Here is a 19,989-nt window from a genome sequence, read left to right on the forward strand (position 1 = left end):
GGTGCCGGAAGGTTAAATGGAGGGGTGCAAGCTCCGAAATGAAGCCCCGGTAAACGGCGGCCGTAACTATAACGGTCCTAAGGTAGCGAAATTCCTTGTCGGGTAAGTTCCGACCTGCACGAATGGCGTAACGACTTCCCCGCTGTCTCCAACATCAACTCAGCGAAATCGAATTGCCTGTCAAGATGCAGGCTTCCCGCGGTTAGACGGAAAGACCCCGTGCACCTTTACTACAGCTTCGCACTGGCATCAGGACTGCAATGTGCAGGATAGGTGGTAGGCTTTGAAGCAGGGACGCCAGTCTCTGTGGAGCCTCCCTTGAGATACCACCCTTTGCATTCTTGATGTCTAACCGCGGCCCGTTATCCGGGTCCGGGACCATGCGTGGCGGGTAGTTTGACTGGGGCGGTCGCCTCCTAAAGAGTAACGGAGGCGCGCGAAGGTTGGCTCAGAGCGGTCGGAAATCGCTCGTTGAGTGCAATGGCAGAAGCCAGCCTGACTGCGAGACTGACAAGTCGAGCAGAGTCGAAAGACGGCCATAGTGATCCGGTGGTCCCAAGTGGGAGGGCCATCGCTCAACGGATAAAAGGTACGCCGGGGATAACAGGCTGATGATGCCCAAGAGTCCATATCGACGGCATCGTTTGGCACCTCGATGTCGGCTCATCTCATCCTGGGGCTGGAGCAGGTCCCAAGGGTATGGCTGTTCGCCATTTAAAGAGGTACGTGAGCTGGGTTTAGAACGTCGTGAGACAGTTCGGTCCCTATCTGCCGTGGGTGTAGGATACTTGAGAGGAGTTGCCCCTAGTACGAGAGGACCGGGGTGAACGTTCCACTGGTGGACCTGTTGTTGCGCCAGCAGCAGTGCAGGGTAGCTATGAACGGAAAGGATAACCGCTGAAGGCATCTAAGCGGGAAGCCCCCCTCAAAACAAGGTATCCCTGAGGGCCGTGAAAGACCATCACGTCGATAGGCCGGAGATGTAAGCGCAGCAATGCGTTCAGTTGACCGGTACTAATTGCCCGATAGGCTTGATTTGATCCAGTGAAAGCCAGGTTTGGCTCGAACGGATCCAGAAGCGTCACTCGCTTGACTTGGACGGATGTTTCTTCCTCGGTTTGGTGGTCATAGCACGAGCAAAACACCCGGCTCCATTCCGAACCCGGCCGTTAAGTGCCGTTGCGCCGATGGTACTGCGTCTTAAGGCGTGGGAGAGTAGGTCACCGCCAAACCTAGCAAGAAACATCCATGTATCTCTCTTTCGATGACATTTACCCTCGGTCACGTTTTGAACTCGCCGAGGACTTGGCGCGGGGTGGAGCAGCCCGGTAGCTCGTCAGGCTCATAACCTGAAGGCCGCAGGTTCAAATCCTGCCCCCGCAACCAAATTCCTGAAACCCGGACCAACGTCCGGGTTTTCTGTTTTTGCCACACGCCAAGCCGCCGGAAAAAACACCAAACTCCTGTGCCAAGCCATCTGCCGCGCACGACCAACCGTCACACCAGCCCGCAGAAGCGGTCCGGGATCCGGTAGATCGTCTTGTTCTCGACCGCACCCCAGATGAACTGGTCCCTGTAGCGTTCCTTCTGGCGCAGCATCGCGGCGCGGATCGCGGGTAGCGCCACGTCCTCGGGGCCGAGCGCATGGGTGCTGCGGACCCGGTGATAGTTCGCAACCGTCTCGGTCCAGCCGTGCTGGCCCTGGTAGTCGGGGTTCGACAGCGCCGCCGCCGACACCAGCTCGGCCTGCACGTCGGACCTCTCGGTCATCCAGCCGAGGTCCGCGCTCTTCAGATGCACCAGAAACAGCGCGTCCGACAGCGTCCGGCGCCCGAGGTTGTTGCGGTGCCCGCCCGGTCCGAACACGACCGGCTCCCGCACCAGGCAGGGCTTGCTGTAGACGCGGCTGGGCAGGAAGTGCCGCCGCCGCGACAGGATCGGCGTGCCCTCCTCGATCGGGAGCGGCTCAAACTCGGGCACATGGATCATGTTGAGCGCGAAGGGCGCCACGCTGCGCGGCGCGCTGGCCGGGTCGGCGTAGCGGTCGTGCAGATGCTCCACGAGACCCGGCGCGACGTCCGGATCCACGATCACGATCTCGTCCACGTCCGCGACGATCACCCAGCTGTAGAATTCCAGCAGGCCGCTTGCGACATGGCTCATCATCTTCCAGCGCCGGCGGTCGAACTTGACCATGCCGGGGTCGCGCGGGACGTTCAGGATGTTGGCCTCAGGCGCGATCCGGCGATGCTCGGGGTCGTTGCCGTGGCTGAAGACATACAGGTGCTCGGGCCCGACCTGCGCGCCGTAGTAGTCGTACCACCGCTTGAGGAAGGGATAGTCGCCGTAGACCATCGTCATCACGGCGAGGGGCTTCCTGATGTCGTCCATCCCGCGCAGGCCCCTCAGGCGTCGATCGGAAACGACAGGCCATGCGCCGCCGCTTCGCCCTGCAACTCCGCCAGCAGGCCGGCATGGGCCGGGTGATCCCGCCCCAGGTCCTTCAGCGTCCAGGGATCGGTCCGCAGGTCGAACAGCTGCGTGCTGCCGTCCTCGTAGCGGATGATGCGGTAGGGGCCGCTGCGGATCGTGGCATTGCCGAACCGATACGAGGCCACGGGCCGCTCGGGCCGCGTGCCGCCCGCGATCAGCGACCGCAGCGACCGGCCGACGCTGTCCTCCATCGGCGGCAGGCCCAGCAGATCCAGCACCGTCGGGCCCACGTCGATCAGGCCGACGGGCTGGTCGATCACCCGCCCCACCGGCGCCTCGGGGTCGTGGATGACGAGCGGCGTGCCCACCGATTGCTCCCACAGCGTCGTCTTGTAGAAGCGCTGGCGCGCGCCCAGCAGGAACCCGTGATCGGACAGGATCACCACGATGGTGTTCCTGGCGTGGCCCGTCTCCTGCAGCGCGTCCCACACCAGCCCGAGGTGATGATCGCCATGGCTGAGCGCGGCGAAGTAGTTGCGCACGTTGTAGCGCCACTCGGTCATGTCGCCGGTTTCGAGCCACGGGGTGAAAGGCATCGTCTCGCGGGTGTAGTCGGTCTCGTCGAACCCGCCGGCCCAGCTCTCGGGCGGCTGGAAGGCGTCTAGGTCGTACATCTCCTTGAAGCGGGCGGGCGTGAAGCGCGGGCCATGCGGGCTGAAGAAGCCCAGCTCGCGATAGAACGGCGCCGCGCCGTCGTAGCCGGTCAGGAACTCGATGGCCGAGCTTGACGACTGCGCGTCGTAATACAGCGCATCGTCCTTCTCGTCGGTGGTGCCCCAGCCGCCGCGGATGCCGTGGTAGCGTTTCCGCTCGACCCCGGGCGGCAGCGACATGTCGTCGGTGAACCGCTTCTGCGCGTCGGAATAAAGCACGTTGTGGATGCGCCGCTTCAGCGGCTTGTAGCCGTGGTGGACCTTGCCCCCCGAGGAGCAGAAATAACCCCCCTCCTTCAGGCGATAGGTCCAGATCTCCCGCGGGTCGATCCGCTCGAACACGTCGTCGGCATTGCTCAGCACGCCCAGCTGGTGCGGCATCCGCCCGGTCATGAAACTGGCGCGCGACGGGCCGCACAGCGGCACCTGGCAATAGGCCGACCGGAACACCGAAGAACAGGCCATGATGCGGTCGAGGTTCGGCGTCTGCAGCACCGCGCCGAAGGCCGAGCGGTAGTTCATGAACGCGATGCAGTCGTCGAAACTGACGAGGAGGACGTTCTTGCCGTCGCTCATGCCGCGCCCTCGGTCCCCGCCGCCTCGGTCACATGGGGCAACCGGTCGAGGTAGGCGTCGACGCCCTCCCGCGGCAGGCCGCTCCGCTCGACCAGCTGGGCGAGGCAGGCGACCGTCACGTCCTGGCTGTCGAACACGGCGTCGGCGAGCAACGCCATGTGCTTCAGCTCCTCGGTCGACAGCTTGCCGAGCTCAAGCAACCCGCGCAGGAACACGACGTCGCCGTCCACCATCTGGCTGCGGAACTTGCGGCGGTGCATCCGTTCGGCCATCGGGCCGCGCAGCGAGAAGCTGTTGATCGACTTGAACTTGTGCAGGAAAAAGCCCATCGGCCGCAGCGCAAGGATCTGCGCGTCGATCAGCGGCTGGTCGACGTAGATCGGGATCGCGGCCGCCTCGGTGATCACTGCCAGCGCCCGCGTCAGCCGCCGCTGCGCCCCCTCGAACACCGCGGTCTCGCCGCCCTGGATGTCGATCTTGAGCAGCTCGAAGTCCGGCAGCTCGGCCAGGTCGTCCAGGCGGCAGGTCGCCATGGTCGTGCGTCCGACGACCTCGGCGATGTCGTGGAACCGGCCCAGCGCGTCGAAGGTGGCGCGGTTCGGCTCGAGGCTGGAACTCATGCCCGAGCTAGCGCAGATACGGAACTCCACCTCCGCCCCCGAGCCCACCGCGACCGGCAGGTAATGCTCGTGCGGACCGGCCGACGCGGACAGCTTCGCATAGGCCTCGGGGTGCGGCTCGAACCCCCAGACCTCGCACAGCCCCGCCTTGAGCAGCGCGGCGTAGGGCGGCGCCGACAGCGGGTTCGCGCCCACGTCGACCACCCGCGTCAGCCGCGCCGGCGCCAGCAGCCTGTACAGGAACCGTGCCCGCTCCGCGTCAAACCCTACTCCCAAACGCCTGCTCCCGGATGATGCGTGCCACAGCGGTCGGGTGACCGGCCGGTAGGGCGTCGCAGCCGACCACGACACGGCCCGACCGACCCGCCGACCGACGACAAGCTTGTCTGAATCCCGAGGAAGATCAAGCGTCCCGGGGCGCGGCGGGGCGGCGGCCTAGCGGAAGAAGCAGGTCGTGCCGGCCCAGAGCAGCCGGATCGACGCGTCGTCCTCGGTCAGCAGGCCGTAGATGTCGCTGCGGGCGAACTCGGTGCCCAGCGACGTCACCTGGAAGCTGACCTGCGGCATCGCCAGCCGCGGCATCCCGGCGCGGAACCCGCCGCCGACGGCGAGGTCGGGGTCGGTGTTCACCCAGCCGACGAAGGCGCCCTCCTGGAAGTTCAGCGTCAGGCCGTCCTCCCAGGACGCGGCCGTCACGGGGCCGGCGCCGCATTCGGTGTTGGTCTCGATCGCCGCGGGCCCCTCGCCCAGCAGGCGCGACACGGTGTCGATCACGCCCACCTGCGCGCGGCCGAAATCGATCCGCAGCTGGCTGACGCTGGGCTGGATGCCCTGCGCGTCGAGCTGGAGCACGGGCGGCTCCGGCTCGCTCGGGGTGGTCACGCAGGCCGACAGGGCAAGGGCCGCGCAGACGGCGGTCACGGCGCGCAGGGTCATGGGTCTCTCCCGACTCGGGGTGGCTTCGCCGGGCCCTCTTAGCGCGGGCTGCGCTTGGCGAGAATACGCTGCAGCGTCCGGCGGTGCATGTTCAGCCGCCGCGCGGTTTCGGACACGTTGCGGTCGCACAGCTCGTAGACGCGCTGGATATGCTCCCACCGCACGCGGTCGGCCGACATCGGGTTTTCCGGCGGCGGCGGCAGGTCCTCGCCGTCGGACAGGAGCGCGGCGGTGATGTCGTTGGCGTCGGCGGGTTTCGACAGGTAGTCGGTCGCGCCGATCTTGACGGCGGCGACCGCGGTGGCGATGGCGCCGTAGCCGGTCAGCACGACGACCCGGCAGTCGGGCCGCTTGGCGCGCAGGGTTTCCACCACGTCGAGGCCGTTGCCGTCCTCCAGCCGCAGGTCGACGACCGCGTAGGCGGGGGGGCGGGCGGTGGCGATGGCCTTGCCGGCGGCGACGGACAGGGCGGCCTCGACCTCGAAGCCGCGCTTTTCCATCGCCCGCTCCAGGCGCCTCAGGAAGGGCTCGTCGTCATCGACGAGCAGAAGGGACTTGTCGGGTCCGATGTCCCTGAGGGCGCGCTCCTGCGACATGCGGCATCTCCTTGCGGTCGTTCAAAGGTTGAACCTGTTTACAGGCATTCCCGTTCGCCGGTCAATTTGTCGCGCAACCGGCGCGTGTCCAGCCCGTCAGCCCGCCGCGTCGAGGAAACATTCGGTGCGTTCGGCCATCTCCTGCGGGGGGGTCTCGCGGTTGAAGAACTCCACGAAACCGTGCCCGGGCAGCACCAGGTAGGTGAAGGCCGAGTGGTCCACGAGGTAGTAGGGATCATCGCCCTCGCGATTGATGCGGTAGTACACCCGGTAGGCGCGCGCGGCGGCGTCGGTCTGCTCGGGCGTGCCGGTCAGGCCCAGCATGGCGGGGTGCACGTTGTCGGTGAAGGCGGCCATCACCTCGGGCGTGTCCCGCGTGGGATCGACCGAGATCATCACCGGCAGCACGTCGTAGCCGTCGCCCGCCAGGATATCGACCGCCTCGGCGTTGCGCACGGTATCCAGCGGGCAGACGTCGGGGCAGAAGGTGTAGCCGAAATAGACCAGCGTCGGCTGCGTGATGACGTCGGCGTCGGTCACCGTCTCGCCGGTCTCGCTGACCAGCGTGAAGGGGCCGCCGATCTGGCCCGCGCCGCCCGCGACGTTGCTCGCCCGGCACTGGCCGAAGGGATCGTCCGAGGCGGCGCGCTGCACCTGCCCCAGCCAGACGGCGACGCCGGCGCCCAGGATCAGCGTGCCGATCAGCGCGGCCGAGGCGAGGGCATAGGTGCGCGTCATCATCTGTGTCTCCCGTCGGTCCTGCGGAGGCTGACCCCTCCGATCGCGTTGATTACCTAAGCCCCGCGCCCTATCAATTCACGATCCGGCCCCTGTGACAGAAAGCCCCCCATGGCCATCGCCACCCCCGATCCGGCCCTCGACCTCGTCAGCCAGGATGCGCGCAGCGACTGGGTGCGCCTGCGCACGCTGCTGGTGCTGCGCTGGCTGGCGATCCTGGGGCAGACCATCACCGTGGTGGTCGCGGCCTTCTACCTCGGGCTGCGGGTGGAGCTGGGGCTGTGCTTCCTCGCCATCGGCGCCAGCGTCATCTCGAACCTGATCGCGATGACGATCTTCCCCGAGAACCAGCGCCTCAGCGACCGCGACGCGATGCTGACGCTCCTGTTCGACCTGTCGCAGCTCAGTTTCCTGCTGTTCCTCACCGGCGGGCTCAACAACCCCTTCGCGCTGCTGATCCTCGCGCCGGTGACGATCTCGGCCACCGCGCTGACGGTGCGATCCACCACCATCCTCGGCGTGCTGGCGGTGGCGATGATCACGCTCTTGGCGCTGTTCCACGTGCCGCTGACCACGGCCGGGGGCGAGGTGCTGCAACTGCCCGACATCTTCATCGCCGGGTTCTGGATCTCGATCACCATCGGCATCGTGTTCCTGTCGGCCTATGCCCGCCGGATCACCTCCGAGACCCATTCCATGAGCCAGGCCCTGCTGGCGACCCAGATGGCGCTGGCCCGTGAGCAGAAGCTGACCGACCTCGGCGGGGTGGTGGCCGCCGCCGCGCACGAGCTGGGCACGCCGCTCGCCACCATCAAGCTGGTGTCGACCGAGCTGGTCGAGGAGCTGTCGGACCATCCCGAGCTGGCCGAGGACGCCCGCCTGATCCGCGACCAGGCCGACCGCTGCCGCGACATCCTGCGCTCGATGGGCCGGGCCGGGAAGGACGACCTGCACATGCGCTCGGCCCCCTTCGGCGCGGTGGTGCGCGAGGCCGCCGAGCCCCACGCCGGGCGCGGCATCGACGTGCAGTACGACTTCGCCGGCGACGAGGGCGAGCCGCAGGGCCAGCCGGTGATCTGGCGCAAGCCCGAGGTGATCCACGGCCTGCGCAACCTCGTGCAGAACGCTGTCGACTTCGCGCAGGCCCGGATCTGGGTCGAGGGCAGCTGGGGCGACGGCGAGATCCGGCTGCGCATCACCGATGACGGGCCGGGCTATCCGCAGGACCTGCTGGGCCGGCTGGGCGACCCGTTCCTCAGCCGCCGCGCCCGCGCCCAGAGCCCCGACCGCCCCGGCTACGAGGGGATGGGCCTCGGCCTGTTCATCGCCAAGACCCTGCTGGAACGGTCGGGCGCGCGCGTCACCTTCTGGAACGCCTCCGACCCGTTCCTTTCGGCCGAGGACAAGAGCGGCAAGTCGGGCGCCATCGTCGAGGTGATCTGGCCGCACCAGGCCATCGGCCTACTGGAGAGCGAGGCGACCGGGCCGCTGGGGGAAAACCAGCCCATCGCCATCTGACGCCCTCCCGTGCGGCAAGAAACAGTTCACTTAACAGACTGTTAACACTTCGCGACGAAGCTGCCTTCCGGGGACAGTTGGTCAGTGCGTCGCGATGCCGGATCTTTACACCGTTGTGTTCTTCGCCGGCGTCAGCCTGTTCAGCGCGGCGCTGGGCCTGGCGCTCAGCGCCCGTCTCGAAACGCGCGCGGGGCGGCGGCGCGGGGCGGGCCCGGTCTTTGCCGACGCGCCGCGCCGCTACGAGTTCCGCGAGGGCTACCTGCTGTCCCCGGTTGACCCCAACGACGCCTTCCTGCCCGACGGCACCGACCGCAGCGCGGCCTTCGAGGCGCTGATCGAGGCGCTGCGGCCGCTCAACCCCGACCTCGCGCCGCGCATGGCCGCGCTGGCCCGGCGGGGCGAGCCGTTCCTGTTGTCCGGCAGCTTCGGCCAGGACGCGCTGACGCTCGCCGGCCGCGCCGAGGGCGACCGCCTGATCGTCACCGTCGGCCCCTCCGCCTCGGCCACCGGCCGCGAGGTGGTGGACGGCGCCGCGCTGGCCGCCCTCCGGGCCGAGGCCGAGGATCTGCGCGCCGCGCTCGACGCGGCGCCCGCCGCGATGTGGCGGCAGGGCCCCGACGGCCGCATCCTTTGGGCCAACGCCCCCTATTTCGCGCTGGTCGACCGCCTCGGCGGCGCCGGCGGGCGGGGCGTGGCGTGGCCGCCGCCTCCGCTCTTCGCCGGCCAGGTCGACCCGCTGCCCGACGCCGGCACCCTGCGCCGCTGCACCCTTTCGTCGCCCGCCGCCGGGGCCGACGCCGCGCTGTCCTTCGAGGTGGCGGGCCTGCGCCAGCCCGGCGGCGACGCGCTCTGCACCGCGCTGCCGGCCGACCGGCTCGTCGCCGCCGAAACCGCGCTGCGGAGCTTCGTGCAGACCCTGTCCAAGACCTTCGCGCAGCTGCCCATCGGGCTTGCCGTGTTCGACCGGCGGCGCGAGCTGATGCTGTTCAACCCCGCCCTTGTCGCCCTGTCGACCCTGCCGCCCGACTTCCTGTCGTCGCGGCCCACGCTGGTCGCCTTTCTCGATGCGCTGCGCGACCGGCAGCGGGCGCCCGAGCCGCGCAACTACCGCGCCTGGCGCGACGAGATCGCGCGGCTGGAGCGGGGCGCCGAGGACGGCACCTACCAGGAGCTCTGGAGCCTGCCCTCCGGCCAGAGCTTCCGCGTGATCGGCCGGCCGCATCCCGACGGCGCGCTGGCGATCATGTTCGAGGACATCACCCCCGAGATGACCCTGACCCGCCGGTTCCGCGGCGACCTCGATCTCTACCGCGCCGCGCTCGACGCGCTGCCCGAGGCGGTGGCCGTGGTCTCGGACGAGGGCCGGCTGGTCTTTGCCAACGCCGCCTGCGCCGCCCTGTGGGACCTGCCCGCGGCCGGCACCGGCGACGCGCCCCCGCTGGCGGCCCTGATCGCCGACTGGGAGGCGCGCTGCCGCCCGACCGGCCTGTGGGACGCGCTGCGCCGCGCCGCCGCCGGGACCGCCCGGCGCGCGGGCTGGTCCGGCGAGGTCTGCCTCAACGCCGGCCGCCGCCTGTCGGCCACGGTGACGCCGCTGCCGGGCGGGGCCCTGTCGCTGGTGCTCCGCGCGCCCGACGAGGCCGGGTTGCCGGCGGTCGCCTTCGCTGAACCGCAGGCGCGGTTCCGAAGCCGCCGCGCCACCGAGGACTAGCTGGCCGCCGTCCCGCGTTGCAGCGGCGCGCCGGATGGCTACACTCCGCCGGGCCATGACCGCCGTACCGCTCCCGACCGACCCCGAGCTTGCCGCCCCGCCGCCCGGCTGGGTGCCCTGCGCGCGCGCCGTCCTGCCCGACCCGGGGGCGACCGAGGCGCTGGCCCGCGCGCTGGCGCCCCGCCTCGCCCCCGGCGACACGCTGCTGCTGCAGGGCCAGCTTGGCGCCGGGAAGAGCCATTTCGCCCGCGCACTGGTGCGCGCCCTGATCGGGCCGGGGGGCGAGACGGCCGAGGTGCCCTCGCCGACCTTCACGCTGGTGCAGGTCTACGACACGCCGGCGGGCGAGGTCTGGCACGCCGACCTCTACCGCCTGTCCGACCCGCAGGAGGCGGTGGAGCTGGGCCTCGACGCCGCGATGGAGGACGCGATCTGCCTGGTGGAGTGGCCCGACCGGATCGCCCCCGACTGGCCCGCCGGCGCCGTCAGCCTGCGGCTTGCCGCCATGCCCGGCGCGCCCGACGCCCGGGCGCTGACGCTCGTCGCGCCGCCCGGCAGCGACCTCGCCACCCGCGTCGCCGCCGCGATGGAGGGGCGATGACCGACCCCGTCGCGGCCCTCCTCGACGCGTCCGGCTGGGCCGGGGCCGCCCGCGCGGCGCTGCCCGGCGACGCCTCGGCGCGCGGCTACCTGCGGCTGGCCCGTGGCGCGGAGACGGCGATCCTGATGCAGGCGCCGGTCGCCACATCGGCCGACCGCGACAGCCTCGCGGCCTTCCTGCGGGTGGGGGCGCATCTGGCGGCGCTGGGCCTGTCCGCGCCCGCCGTGATCGCGGCCGACCCCGCGCAGGGCCTTGTCCTGATGGAGGATTTCGGCGACGCCACGCTGGCGCGGCTGCTTGTCTCCGACCCCGCCACGGCCCGCGCGGGCTACGACGCCACGGCCGAGGCGCTGGACCGGCTGGCGCTGGCCCCCGTGCCCGGCTGGGCCGCGCGCCCCGACGCGGAGGGGCAGGCGGCGATGATCGGCCTGACGCTGGGCTTCCTGCCGCCGGTCCCGATGCTCGCCGACCTGCCCGCCCGTCTGGCCGAGGCGCTGGCGACCCATGCGGGCGGCCCGCCCGTGCTGGCGCTCCGTGACTGCCACGCCGACAACCTCGTCTGGCTGCCCGACCGCGCCGGGCCCACGCGCGTGGGCCTTCTCGACTACCAGGACGCGCTGGCCTTGCCGCTCGGCTACGACCTCGCCTCGCTCCTCGACGACCCGCGCCGCGACGTGCCGGACGCCTGGCGCGCCGACCTGATCGCCCGCTTCGCCACCGCCCACGGCCTCGACCGCGCGGCGTCGCGCCTCGCCACCCTGTCGCTGCTGCGCAACCTGCGCATCCTCGGCATCTTTCACCGCCTCGCCCGCGACGGCAAACCCCGCTACCGCGCCTTCCTGCCGCGAACCGCCGCCCTCGTCGCCCGCGCTGTGGCGGACCCGGCCCTTGTGGCCCTCCGCGCGCCGGTGGACGAACTCCTGCACCTGACAGGCCCCTGGGCCGAGGCCGCGGCATGACGCCCGACGTGATGATCCTCGCCGCGGGCTTCGGCACGCGGATGGGCGCGCTGACCGCCGACCGGCCGAAGCCGCTCCTGACCGTGGGCGGCCGGCCCCTGCTGGACCACGCCATCGCCGCCGCGCGGGCGGGCGGCGGGCGCATCGCCGTCAACGCCCATTACCGGGCCGACCAGATCGCGGCGCACCTAGCCGACAGCCCCGACATCCACCTGTCCATTGAGGCCCCCGCGATCCTCGACTCGGGCGGCGGGATCAAGCGCGCCCTGCCCGCGCTGCGCACCTCGCCCATCGCCACCCTCAACGCCGACGCCGTCTGGTCCGGCCCGCCGCCCCTGCCGGTCCTGGCCGCCGCCTGGGACCCCGCGCGCATGGGGGCGCTGATGCTGCTCGTGCCTCGTGACCGCGCCGTGGGGCGGCAAGGGGCGGGCGACGTGGCCCGCGCCCCCGACGGCCGCCTGGGCTGGGACCGGACCGACACCGGCCTCGTCCACACCGGCGCGCAGCTGATCGACCCGGCGCTGGTGGCCGCGCATCCGGGCGAGGTGTTTTCCCTCCGCGCGATCTGGCAGGCGCTGATCGACGAGGGGCGCCTTTTCGGCGTCCTCTACCCCGGCCGCTGGGCCGACGTGGGCCACCCCGAGGGGCTGGCGCTGGCCGAGGCGATGCTGGCCGATGGCTGACCTTTTTTCCCAAACCGCCACCCCCCGCGTCTACGCCACGCCGCTCGGCGTCGACTTCTGCGCCGCGCTCGTCGCGGGGCTCGACCGCCTGCTCGCCGGCCAGCCGCCCGAGGCCATCGCGCGGGTCGACCTCTACGTCGCCAACGCCCGGATGGAGCGGCGGCTGCGCGCCCTTTACCTCGCCCGCGGGCCGGGGTTCCTGCCGCGGCTGCGGCCCGTACAGGCGCTGGGCGACCAGGCCGACCTCGCCGGTCTGCCCGCCGCCATCCCGCCCCTGCGGCTGCGGCTGGAACTGGTCCAGCTGATCGGCCGGCTGCTGGATGCCCAGCCGAACCTCGCGCCCCGGTCCGCGCTCTACGACCTCGCCGACAGCCTCGCCGACCTGATGGGCGAGATGTTCGAGGAGGGCGTCACGCCGCAAACCATCGCCGGGCTGGACGTGGCCGACCATGCCGAGCACTGGCAAAGGTCGCAGGCCTTCCTCGACCTCGTGACCCATTACATGGGCGACGAGGCCGCCCTGACCCGCGAGGCGCGGCAGGCCCGGATCGTCGCGGCGCTGGCCCGGCAATGGGAAACCGCGCCGCCAGCGCACCCGGTGATCGTGGCGGGCTCCACCGGTTCGCGCGGGGCGACGGCGCAGCTGATGGCCGCCGTCGCGCGCCTGCCGCAGGGCGCGGTGATCCTGCCCGGGATCGACCGCGACCTGCCGCGCGAGATCTGGGAGCGTCTGCTGCAGGACCGCCACGCCGGCCTCGACGGCGAGGACCACCCGCAGTTCCGACTGGCGAAGTTCGCCCATCGCCTCGGCCTCGACCCCCACGCCATCCCCGACTGGCCCGGCGCGTCGCGGCCCCCCGGCACGCGCGGCGCGCTGGTGTCGCTGGCGCTGCGGCCCGCGCCCGTCACCGACCAGTGGCTGGCCGAGGGGCCGCGGCTGACCGGCGTGGCCGAGGCGATGGCGGGCGTGACCCTGCTGGAAGCTCCCGGCCCACAGGTGGAGGCGACCGCCATCGCGCTGCGCCTGCGGCAGGCGGTGGAGGAGGGGCGCCGCGCCGCCGTGATCTCGCCCGACCGGGTGCTGACACGGGCTGTCACCGCCGCCCTGTCGCGCTGGGGCATCCGGCCCGACGACAGCGCGGGCCAGCCCCTGTCGCTCAGCGCGCCGGGCCGGTTCCTGCGTCATGTCGCGGAGCTTGAGGCGAAGGCCGCCGACCCCGAGGCGCTGGCGGTGATCCTGAAGCACCCGCTCTGCCACAGCGGGGCGGAGCGCCGGTCGCACAACCTCCGCACCCGCGACCTCGAGCTGCAGGTTCTCCGCGCCGAGCCCGGCGTGCCGACCCGCGCGCGGCTGGTCGACTGGGCGGAGAAGCGCAAGACCGATCCCGGCGCGACGCTCTGGGTTGGCTGGCTGGCCGACCACCTGCTCGACCCGCCCGACCCCGGCCCGATCCCGATGGAGACCCGCGTCGCCCGCCACCGCGCCCGGGCCGAGGCGCTGGCGGCGGGCCCCGGTGTCGCGGGCAGCGGCGAGCTCTACGAGAAGGAACCGGGCGAGGCCGCCGCCGCGCTGATGGACGACCTCGCCGCCGAGGCGGCGGCGGGCGGCGCCATCACCGCGCTCGACTACCGCGACCTGTTCGAGGCCCTGACCCGCGACCGCGAGGTGCGGCAGGCGCTCTATCCCCATGCCGACATCCTGATCTGGGGCACGCAGGAGGCCCGCGTGCAAGGCGCCGACCTGCTGATCTGCGCGGGTCTGAACGAGGGCGCCTGGCCCGCCGCGCCGGATGCCGACCCCTGGCTCAACCGCGCGCTCAGGGCCGAGGCGGGGCTGCGCCTGCCCGACCGGGTCATCGGGCTGGCCGCGCATGATTTCCAGCAGGCCGTCGCCGCGCCCGAGGTCTGGCTGACGCGGGCGGAACGGGACGCCGAGACCGACACCGTGCCGTCGCGCTGGCTGAACCGGCTGGTGAACCTGATGGCGGGGGCAAGCGCCGACACGCAGGCCGCGCTGGCCGCCATGCGCGCCCGCGGTGCCGACTGGATCGCGCTGGCCGAGCGGCAGCTGGCGCCCGAGGCGGACGTGCCCTTCGAGCCGCGCCCCGCGCCCGCGCCCCCCGCCGCCGCGCGGCCCACGCGCCTGTCCGTCACCCAGATGGAGACGCTGATCCGCGACCCCTACGCGGTCTACGCCTCCCGCGTGCTGCGCCTGAAACGGCTCGACCCCCTCCGCACCGACCCCGACGCCCGCCTGCGCGGCACGCTCCTGCACGAGGTGATGGAGCGCTTCGTCCGCGAGACCCAGGCCGCGCTCCCCGACCGCGCCACGGCGCTGGCCCGGCTGATGGACCTGACCGACGCCGTGCTGGACGAACAGGTCCCCTTTCCGGCCGCCCGCCGCCTGTGGCGGGCCCGGATGGCGCGGGTGGCGGGGTATATCGTGGACAGCGAGGCGGAGCGCCGGGCGCTGGCCGTGCCCGAGCTGTTCGAGGCAAAGGGCACCTGGGAGGTTCCGGGCAGCGGCGTCACCCTCTCCGGCATCGCCGACCGGATCGACCGGCTGCCTGACGGGCGCGTCGCCATCTACGACTACAAGACCGGCAAGCCGCCCACCAAGGACGAGGAGCTGCATTTCAACCGCCAGCTCTGGATCGAGGCGCTGATGGCGCAGGCTGGCGCCTTCGGCCTCGCACCGGGGACGGAGGTGGCGCGCATCGCCTACATCGGGCTGGGGTCCAGCCCCGGCCCGGTGCCCCATGACCCCGACCCCGAGCGGCTGGCGCAGATCGACGCCGATCTCCGCCGCCGGCTGACCCACATGCAGGACGAGGCGCAGGGCTTCCCCTCGCGCCGGTCGGTCAGGACGACCTTCACCGCGGGCGACTTCGACCAGCTGGCCCGCCACGGCGAATGGGACGAGACGCAAGCACCCGTGATCCTGCCCGTCGGGGGGGAGGGCGAGCCGTGAACGACGCCAGCCGCGCGCAGGTCGAGGCCGCCCGGCCCGACACCTCCACCTGGCTGTCCGCCAATGCGGGCTCGGGCAAGACCCGCGTCCTGACCGACCGGGTGGCGCGGCTCCTGCTGCGCGGCGTGCGGCCCGAGCGCATCCTGTGCCTGACCTACACCAAGGCCGCGGCGATGGAGATGCAGAACCGGCTGTTCCAGCGCCTCGGCGAATGGGCGATGAAGCCCGACGCCGACCTGCGCGCCGTGCTGGCCGAGATCGGCGAGGGGGCCATCGACGCCGACGCGCTCCGCCACGCCCGCACGCTGTTCGCCCGTGCCATCGAGGCGCCGGGCGGGCTCAAGATCCAGACCATCCATTCCTTCTGCGCCGCCGTCCTGCGCCGCTTTCCGCTCGAGGCCGGCGTCAGCCCGGGCTTCACCGAGATCGACGAACGCGTGCAGGCGCGCCTGATCGCCGACCTGCTGGATGCGCTGGCCGGGGATGCGGCGGGGCAGGGGGCCATCGACGGGGTCGCGGCGCTGATGGGCGACGACGACGGGCTGATGCGGCTGGCCAAGGCGGCGGCGGGCCGGGCCGAGGCGCTGGAGGACCCGTGGGACTGGCCCGCGATCTGCGACTGGGCGGGGATCGACCCCGGCGCCACCGAGGCCGACATCGCCGCCCGCGTCCTTGTCGGCGGCGAGGCCGCGCTGGCCGCCCGCGTGCTGCCCCACCTCGACCCGGACGGCCGCAGCACCTCCAAACCCCATGCCGCGCTCCGCGACACCGACTGGGCCGCGCCGGGGCTGGCCGATCTGGAGAAGCTGGAGGACGCCTTCCTCACCGGCTCGACCGCGGCCGCGCCCTTCAGCGCCAAGATCGACGCCATCGGCAACAAGGCCGTCCGCACCGCCATCGGCGCCGACATGGACGCGCTGAACGCGCTCATGCTGCGGATCGAGGCCGCCCGCCCCCTGCGCCTCGCCTTCCTCACCGCCCGCCGCGTGCACGCGCTGCACCGCTTCGCCGCGGCCTTCCTGCCCGCCTATGCGCGGGCCAAGGCGCTGCGCGGCTGGCTCGACTTCGACGACCTGATCCGCGCCACCCGCCGCCTGCTGACCGACCGCAGCGTCGCGCAATGGGTGCTGTTCCGGCTGGATGGCGGGATCGACCACATCCTCGTGGACGAGGCGCAGGACACCAGCCCCGCGCAATGGCAGATCGTGGAGCGGCTGGCCGAGGAATTCGCCGCCGGCGAGGGCGCGCGGGCCGACACGCCGCGCACCGTCTTCGTCGTGGGCGACAAGAAACAGTCGATCTACTCCTTCCAGGGCGCCGACCCCGCGGGCTTCGACCGGATGCGCGACCACTTCGCCGCCCGCCACGCCGAGGTCGGCCTGCCCTTCCAGTCGCGCGAGCTGCTGCATTCCTTCCGCTCCTCGCCCGTGATCCTGTCGCTGGTCGATGCGGTCGCCGCCCGCGCGGGCGGCCCCGGCGTCGGTGACGCGGATGGCGTCGAACACCGCGCGTTTCACGGGGACAAGCCCGGCCGCGTCGACCTCTGGCCCGTGGTGCCGCCCGCCGAGAAGCCGCCACCCGTCGCCTGGGACGACCCGCAGGACATCCGCTCCGAGGACCACCCGACCAGCCTGCTCGCCCGCGCGATCGCCGACCGCATCGCCGCGATGCTGGCGGCCGGCGAGCCGATCCCGCACAAGGGCGGCCCCCGGCCCATCACCCCCGGCGACATCCTGATCCTCGTGCAGAGCCGCTCGCCGCTGTTCCGCAAGATCATCGCCGCGCTCAAGGAGGCCCGCCTGCCGGTGGCCGGCGTCGACCGCGCCGCCATCGCCGAGCCGCTGGCGGTCAAGGACCTGATCGCGCTCCTGCGGTTCCTCGCGCTGCCCGAGGATGACCTGTCGCTTGCCTGCGTGCTGCGCTCGCCCATCGCCGGCTGGTCCGAGGACGCGCTGTTCCGCCTCGCGCACGGTCGGGGCGGCCGTTACCTCTGGCCCGCGCTGCAGGACGCGCGCGACCGCCACCCCGAGACGGTGGCGATGCTCGAGGACCTGCGCCGGCAGGCCGATTTCCTGCGGCCCTACGACCTGCTGGAACGGGTGCTGATCCGCCACGACGCCCGCCGCCGGCTGGTCGCGCGGCTGGGCCCCGAGGCCGAGGACGGCATCGACGCGCTGCTGGCGCAGGCGCTGGCCTACGAGGCGATCGAGGTGCCCAGCCTGACCGGCTTCGTCGGCTGGCTCGAGGCCGGCGAGGTGACGGTGAAACGCGACCTCGCCCGGCCGAACGGGCAGATCCGGGTGATGACGGTGCACGGCGCCAAGGGGCTCGAGGCGCCCGTGGTGATCCTGCCCGACACCGGCGTGCGGCAGGGCCGCGGCGGCGGCGGCCCCGACCTCGTGACGCCCGAGGGCGGCCCGCTGGTCTGGGCGCGCAAGGCCGACGCGACCGACCCGGTGCTGGCCGCGCTGGAGGCCCGCGCCACCGCCGGGGCGGAGGAACGCAACCGCCTCCTCTACGTCGCCATGACGCGGGCCGAGAGCTGGCTGATCGTGGCCGCGGCCGGCAAGGTCGCCAACAAGGCCGGGGACCCCGCCGACAGCTGGTACGCCGCCATCCGCGACGGGATGGAGGCGCTGGGCGCGGCGCCCCACCTGATCCCCGAGATCCCGGGCGGCGGCCTGCGCCTGCAGGCGGGCGACTGGACCTGCCTGCCCCCCGCCGCCGCCGCCACCGACCGCTTGCCGCCGCTGCCCGGCTGGGCGCTGACCCCCGCGCCGCCCTCGCGGCGGGAGGACAAGGCCCGCACCCCTTCCGACCTCGGCGGCGCCAAGGTGATCCCGGGCGCGACCGAGGGGCTGGACGAACAGGCCGCGCTGCGGCGCGGGCGCCTCGTCCACCTGCTTCTCGAACACCTGCCCCGGGTGCCCGCCCCCGGCTGGCCCGCGGCCGCGCCCGGCATCCTGTCGCTGGAGCCCGGCGCGGTGGCCGAGGCCGAGCGCGCCGGGCTGCTGGCCGAGGCGACCCGCGTCCTGACCGCGCCCGACCTGCGGTTCCTCTTCGCCGCCGACGCGCTGGCCGAGGTGACGCTGACCGGCACGCTGGGCGGCGCGCCGATGCTGGGCGTGATCGACCGGCTGCTGGTCGGGGAGACCCGGGTGCTCGCCGTCGACTTCAAGACCAACGCCGCCGTGCCGGACCGCGCGGAGGACACGCCCGAGGGCCTGTTGCGCCAGATGGGCGCCTATGCCGCGCTGCTGGCCCCGCTCTACCCCGGCCGCCGGATCGAGACGGCGATCCTCTGGACCCGCACCGCGCGCCTCATGCCGCTGCCACACGATCTCGTGTCGGCGGCGCTGTCACGCGCAAGCGGTGCTTGACCCTGTCAGGGGTGATCCTTACCTTCCGGGTCCGATTTCATGCGCCAGGAGGGCCAGACGCCATGGCAACCGTTTCCGTTTCCGACGCCACCTTCGACGCCGAGGTGCGCAAGTCCGACATCCCCGTGGTCGTGGACTTCTGGGCCGAGTGGTGCGGCCCCTGCAAGCAGATCGGCCCCGCGCTGGAAGAGCTGTCCGAGGAATACGCCGGCCGCGTCAAGATCGTGAAGGTCAACGTGGACGAGAACCCGCAGTCGCCGATGCAGATGGGCGTCCGCGGCATCCCCGCGCTGTTCCTGTTCAAGGACGGCGAGGTGGTGTCGAACAAGATCGGCGCCGCCCCCAAGGCCGCCCTGCAGAAATGGATCGCCGAGGCGATCTGAAGCGGTTTGAGTTTCCAGATCGAAGGCGCCCCCCGGTGGGGCGCCTTTTCATTTTCGACCTGCAGGCGAAATTTGCTTTGCGTTCGGCGTTCCGTCGCCTAGCGTTTTTTCGGCACGGCAAAGCCCGCATTCCGGGAAGCTGCCGGGCCCTGCCCGAGACCTGGTATCTGGACGCCCCGCGGTGGGACTCTCCGGCCCCACGACGATGGCGGATCATCTTCCGGGTCGCCGTCTCCGACTGTGGCTCACCCAATAAGATCATCAGTGCGCCCGATTCAGGGCGGTGAAGGGAGTGACACAGAATGACGACAGCCACCTACCAATACTTGTATCTTTACAGTGGTCTCGTTCCGGGCACCGGAACTCTGAGTGGCAAACAAAACAACACTTATACCGTTACCGAGATGGACCTTCCCGACGATGGACAAACGCCCATCGGCTCGACCATTGCTTGGTCCGTCAACGGCAGCGACCAAACCCCAGGCGTATTGATTGGCGTAACGTCAGAAGGTGAACCTCTGATCCAACAATCCAGCGTTGTCTTCGTTCTATCCAATTCCAGTGTGCTCACCTCGGCCACTGTGTCAGAGAGCGCCTACGCCTACTGCTTCGCCCCCGGCACGTTCATTGGCACGCCATCGGGCGAGACCACGGTCGAAACCCTCCACATCGGCGACCTGGTCACCACTGCCGACGGCCGCGCCGTGCCGGTCAAGTGGATCGGCCACCAGACCGTGGCCAAGCTCTTCGCCGGCGAACGTGCCTGCCCCGTACGCGTCGCCAAGGGTGCGCTGGGCGAGGGCCTGCCGCATACCGATCTCGTGCTGACGGCCGATCACGCGCTGATCCTCGACGGCCTCGCCATCAATGCCGGCGCGCTGGTCAACGGCACCACGATCACGCTGGAGCCGCTCTCGGCGGTCCCCGACCGCGTGACCTACTACCACGTCGAGACCGAGGACCACGACGTGATCCTCGCCAACGGCGCGGCGGCGGAGACCTTCATCGACTACGCCGACCGCCGAGGCTTCGACAACCACGCCGAGTACATCGCCCTGTATGGCGAGGATCGCATCATCACCGAGATGCCGCTGCCCCGTATCAGCACGGCGCGGCTGGTCGCGCCCGCCCTGCGCAAGAGGCTCGCCGGAGAAGCCGCGGCCTGACCTGC

General features: G+C 71.4%; 15 protein-coding genes, 1 tRNA gene and 2 rRNA genes (1 of these 18 cut by a window edge). 12 read left to right on the forward strand and 6 right to left on the reverse strand.

Annotated features, from left to right (window positions below; translation table 11 throughout):
• The 3 genes from HCU73_RS11800 to HCU73_RS11810 all read left to right on the forward strand — a co-directional run.
• Window positions 1–1,039, forward strand: a 23S ribosomal RNA gene (locus HCU73_RS11800); it begins 1,790 nt to the left of the window's first position.
• Between the two features lie 78 nt (window positions 1,040–1,117).
• Window positions 1,118–1,232 (forward strand): 5S ribosomal RNA (rrf, locus tag HCU73_RS11805).
• Between the two features lie 77 nt (window positions 1,233–1,309).
• Window positions 1,310–1,386 (forward strand) — tRNA-Met (locus tag HCU73_RS11810).
• A 111-nt stretch (window positions 1,387–1,497) separates the two neighbouring features.
• Here HCU73_RS11810 and HCU73_RS11815 read toward each other — a convergent pair.
• From HCU73_RS11815 to HCU73_RS11840, 6 genes are all read right to left on the reverse strand, one after another.
• Window positions 1,498–2,391 carry a glycosyltransferase family 2 protein gene (locus HCU73_RS11815; protein WP_168623651.1) on the reverse strand — a complete coding sequence of 298 codons (894 nt, stop codon included), beginning with the start codon at window positions 2,389–2,391 and terminating at the stop codon, window positions 1,498–1,500.
• A 14-nt stretch (window positions 2,392–2,405) separates the two neighbouring features.
• The gene (locus HCU73_RS11820; RefSeq protein WP_168623652.1) at window positions 2,406–3,722 is read right to left on the reverse strand and encodes a sulfatase-like hydrolase/transferase; all 1,317 of its coding nucleotides are present in this window, start codon (window positions 3,720–3,722) and stop codon (window positions 2,406–2,408) included.
• Complete coding sequence (locus HCU73_RS11825; protein ID WP_168623653.1) at window positions 3,719–4,618, reverse strand: FkbM family methyltransferase; 900 nt, start codon at window positions 4,616–4,618, stop codon at window positions 3,719–3,721. Before HCU73_RS11825 ends, HCU73_RS11820 begins: the two co-directional genes overlap by 4 nt.
• A gap of 159 nt (window positions 4,619–4,777) precedes the next feature.
• Entirely contained in the window at window positions 4,778–5,278 is a 501-nt protein-coding gene (locus tag HCU73_RS11830) for a hypothetical protein (RefSeq protein ID WP_168623654.1), read from the reverse strand.
• Window positions 5,279–5,316: 38 nt separating this feature from the next.
• The gene (locus tag HCU73_RS11835; RefSeq protein ID WP_168623655.1) at window positions 5,317–5,874 is read right to left on the reverse strand and encodes an ActR/PrrA/RegA family redox response regulator transcription factor; all 558 of its coding nucleotides are present in this window, start codon (window positions 5,872–5,874) and stop codon (window positions 5,317–5,319) included.
• Window positions 5,875–5,970: 96 nt separating this feature from the next.
• Window positions 5,971–6,612, reverse strand: coding sequence for an SCO family protein (locus HCU73_RS11840; protein WP_210730627.1), 642 nt, complete (start codon window positions 6,610–6,612; stop codon window positions 5,971–5,973).
• 111 nt (window positions 6,613–6,723) lie between these two features.
• Between HCU73_RS11840 and regB the strand changes: the two genes are divergently transcribed.
• The 9 genes from regB to HCU73_RS11885 all read left to right on the forward strand — a co-directional run bounded on the left by regB (window position 6,724) and on the right by HCU73_RS11885 (window position 19,984).
• A complete protein-coding gene (gene regB, locus HCU73_RS11845; RefSeq protein WP_168623657.1) occupies window positions 6,724–8,130 on the forward strand; it encodes a sensor histidine kinase RegB in 1,407 nt (468 codons plus the stop codon).
• A 94-nt stretch (window positions 8,131–8,224) separates the two neighbouring features.
• On the forward strand, window positions 8,225–9,841 hold the full coding sequence (locus HCU73_RS11850; RefSeq protein ID WP_168623658.1) for a PAS-domain containing protein: 1,617 nt from the start codon (window positions 8,225–8,227) through the stop codon (window positions 9,839–9,841).
• A 34-nt stretch (window positions 9,842–9,875) separates the two neighbouring features.
• Window positions 9,876–10,442: a tRNA (adenosine(37)-N6)-threonylcarbamoyltransferase complex ATPase subunit type 1 TsaE gene (gene tsaE, locus HCU73_RS11855; RefSeq protein ID WP_239025539.1), complete on the forward strand. Its 567-nt coding sequence runs from the start codon at window positions 9,876–9,878 to the stop codon at window positions 10,440–10,442.
• Window positions 10,439–11,401, forward strand: coding sequence for an aminoglycoside phosphotransferase family protein (locus HCU73_RS11860; protein WP_168623660.1), 963 nt, complete (start codon window positions 10,439–10,441; stop codon window positions 11,399–11,401). Before tsaE ends, HCU73_RS11860 begins: the two co-directional genes overlap by 4 nt.
• Window positions 11,398–12,084, forward strand: coding sequence for a nucleotidyltransferase family protein (locus tag HCU73_RS11865; protein WP_168623661.1), 687 nt, complete (start codon window positions 11,398–11,400; stop codon window positions 12,082–12,084). Before HCU73_RS11860 ends, HCU73_RS11865 begins: the two co-directional genes overlap by 4 nt.
• Window positions 12,077–15,055 (forward strand): PD-(D/E)XK nuclease family protein, encoded by a 2,979-nt coding sequence (locus HCU73_RS11870; protein WP_168623662.1) that lies wholly within the window; start codon window positions 12,077–12,079, stop codon window positions 15,053–15,055. The genes HCU73_RS11865 and HCU73_RS11870 overlap by 8 nt, the downstream gene beginning before the upstream one ends.
• On the forward strand, window positions 14,998–18,435 hold the full coding sequence (addA, locus tag HCU73_RS11875) for a double-strand break repair helicase AddA (RefSeq protein ID WP_168623663.1): 3,438 nt from the start codon (window positions 14,998–15,000) through the stop codon (window positions 18,433–18,435). The genes HCU73_RS11870 and addA overlap by 58 nt, the downstream gene beginning before the upstream one ends.
• A 62-nt stretch (window positions 18,436–18,497) precedes the next feature.
• Window positions 18,498–18,818 (forward strand): thioredoxin, encoded by a 321-nt coding sequence (gene trxA / locus HCU73_RS11880; protein ID WP_168623664.1) that lies wholly within the window; start codon window positions 18,498–18,500, stop codon window positions 18,816–18,818.
• 581 nt (window positions 18,819–19,399) lie between these two features.
• On the forward strand, window positions 19,400–19,984 hold the full coding sequence (locus tag HCU73_RS11885; protein ID WP_338052092.1) for a Hint domain-containing protein: 585 nt from the start codon (window positions 19,400–19,402) through the stop codon (window positions 19,982–19,984).
• Window positions 19,985–19,989: the final 5 nt, after the last annotated feature.

Source organism: Roseicyclus persicicus, assembly GCF_012395815.1.
GTDB lineage: Bacteria > Pseudomonadota > Alphaproteobacteria > Rhodobacterales > Rhodobacteraceae > Roseicyclus > Roseicyclus persicicus.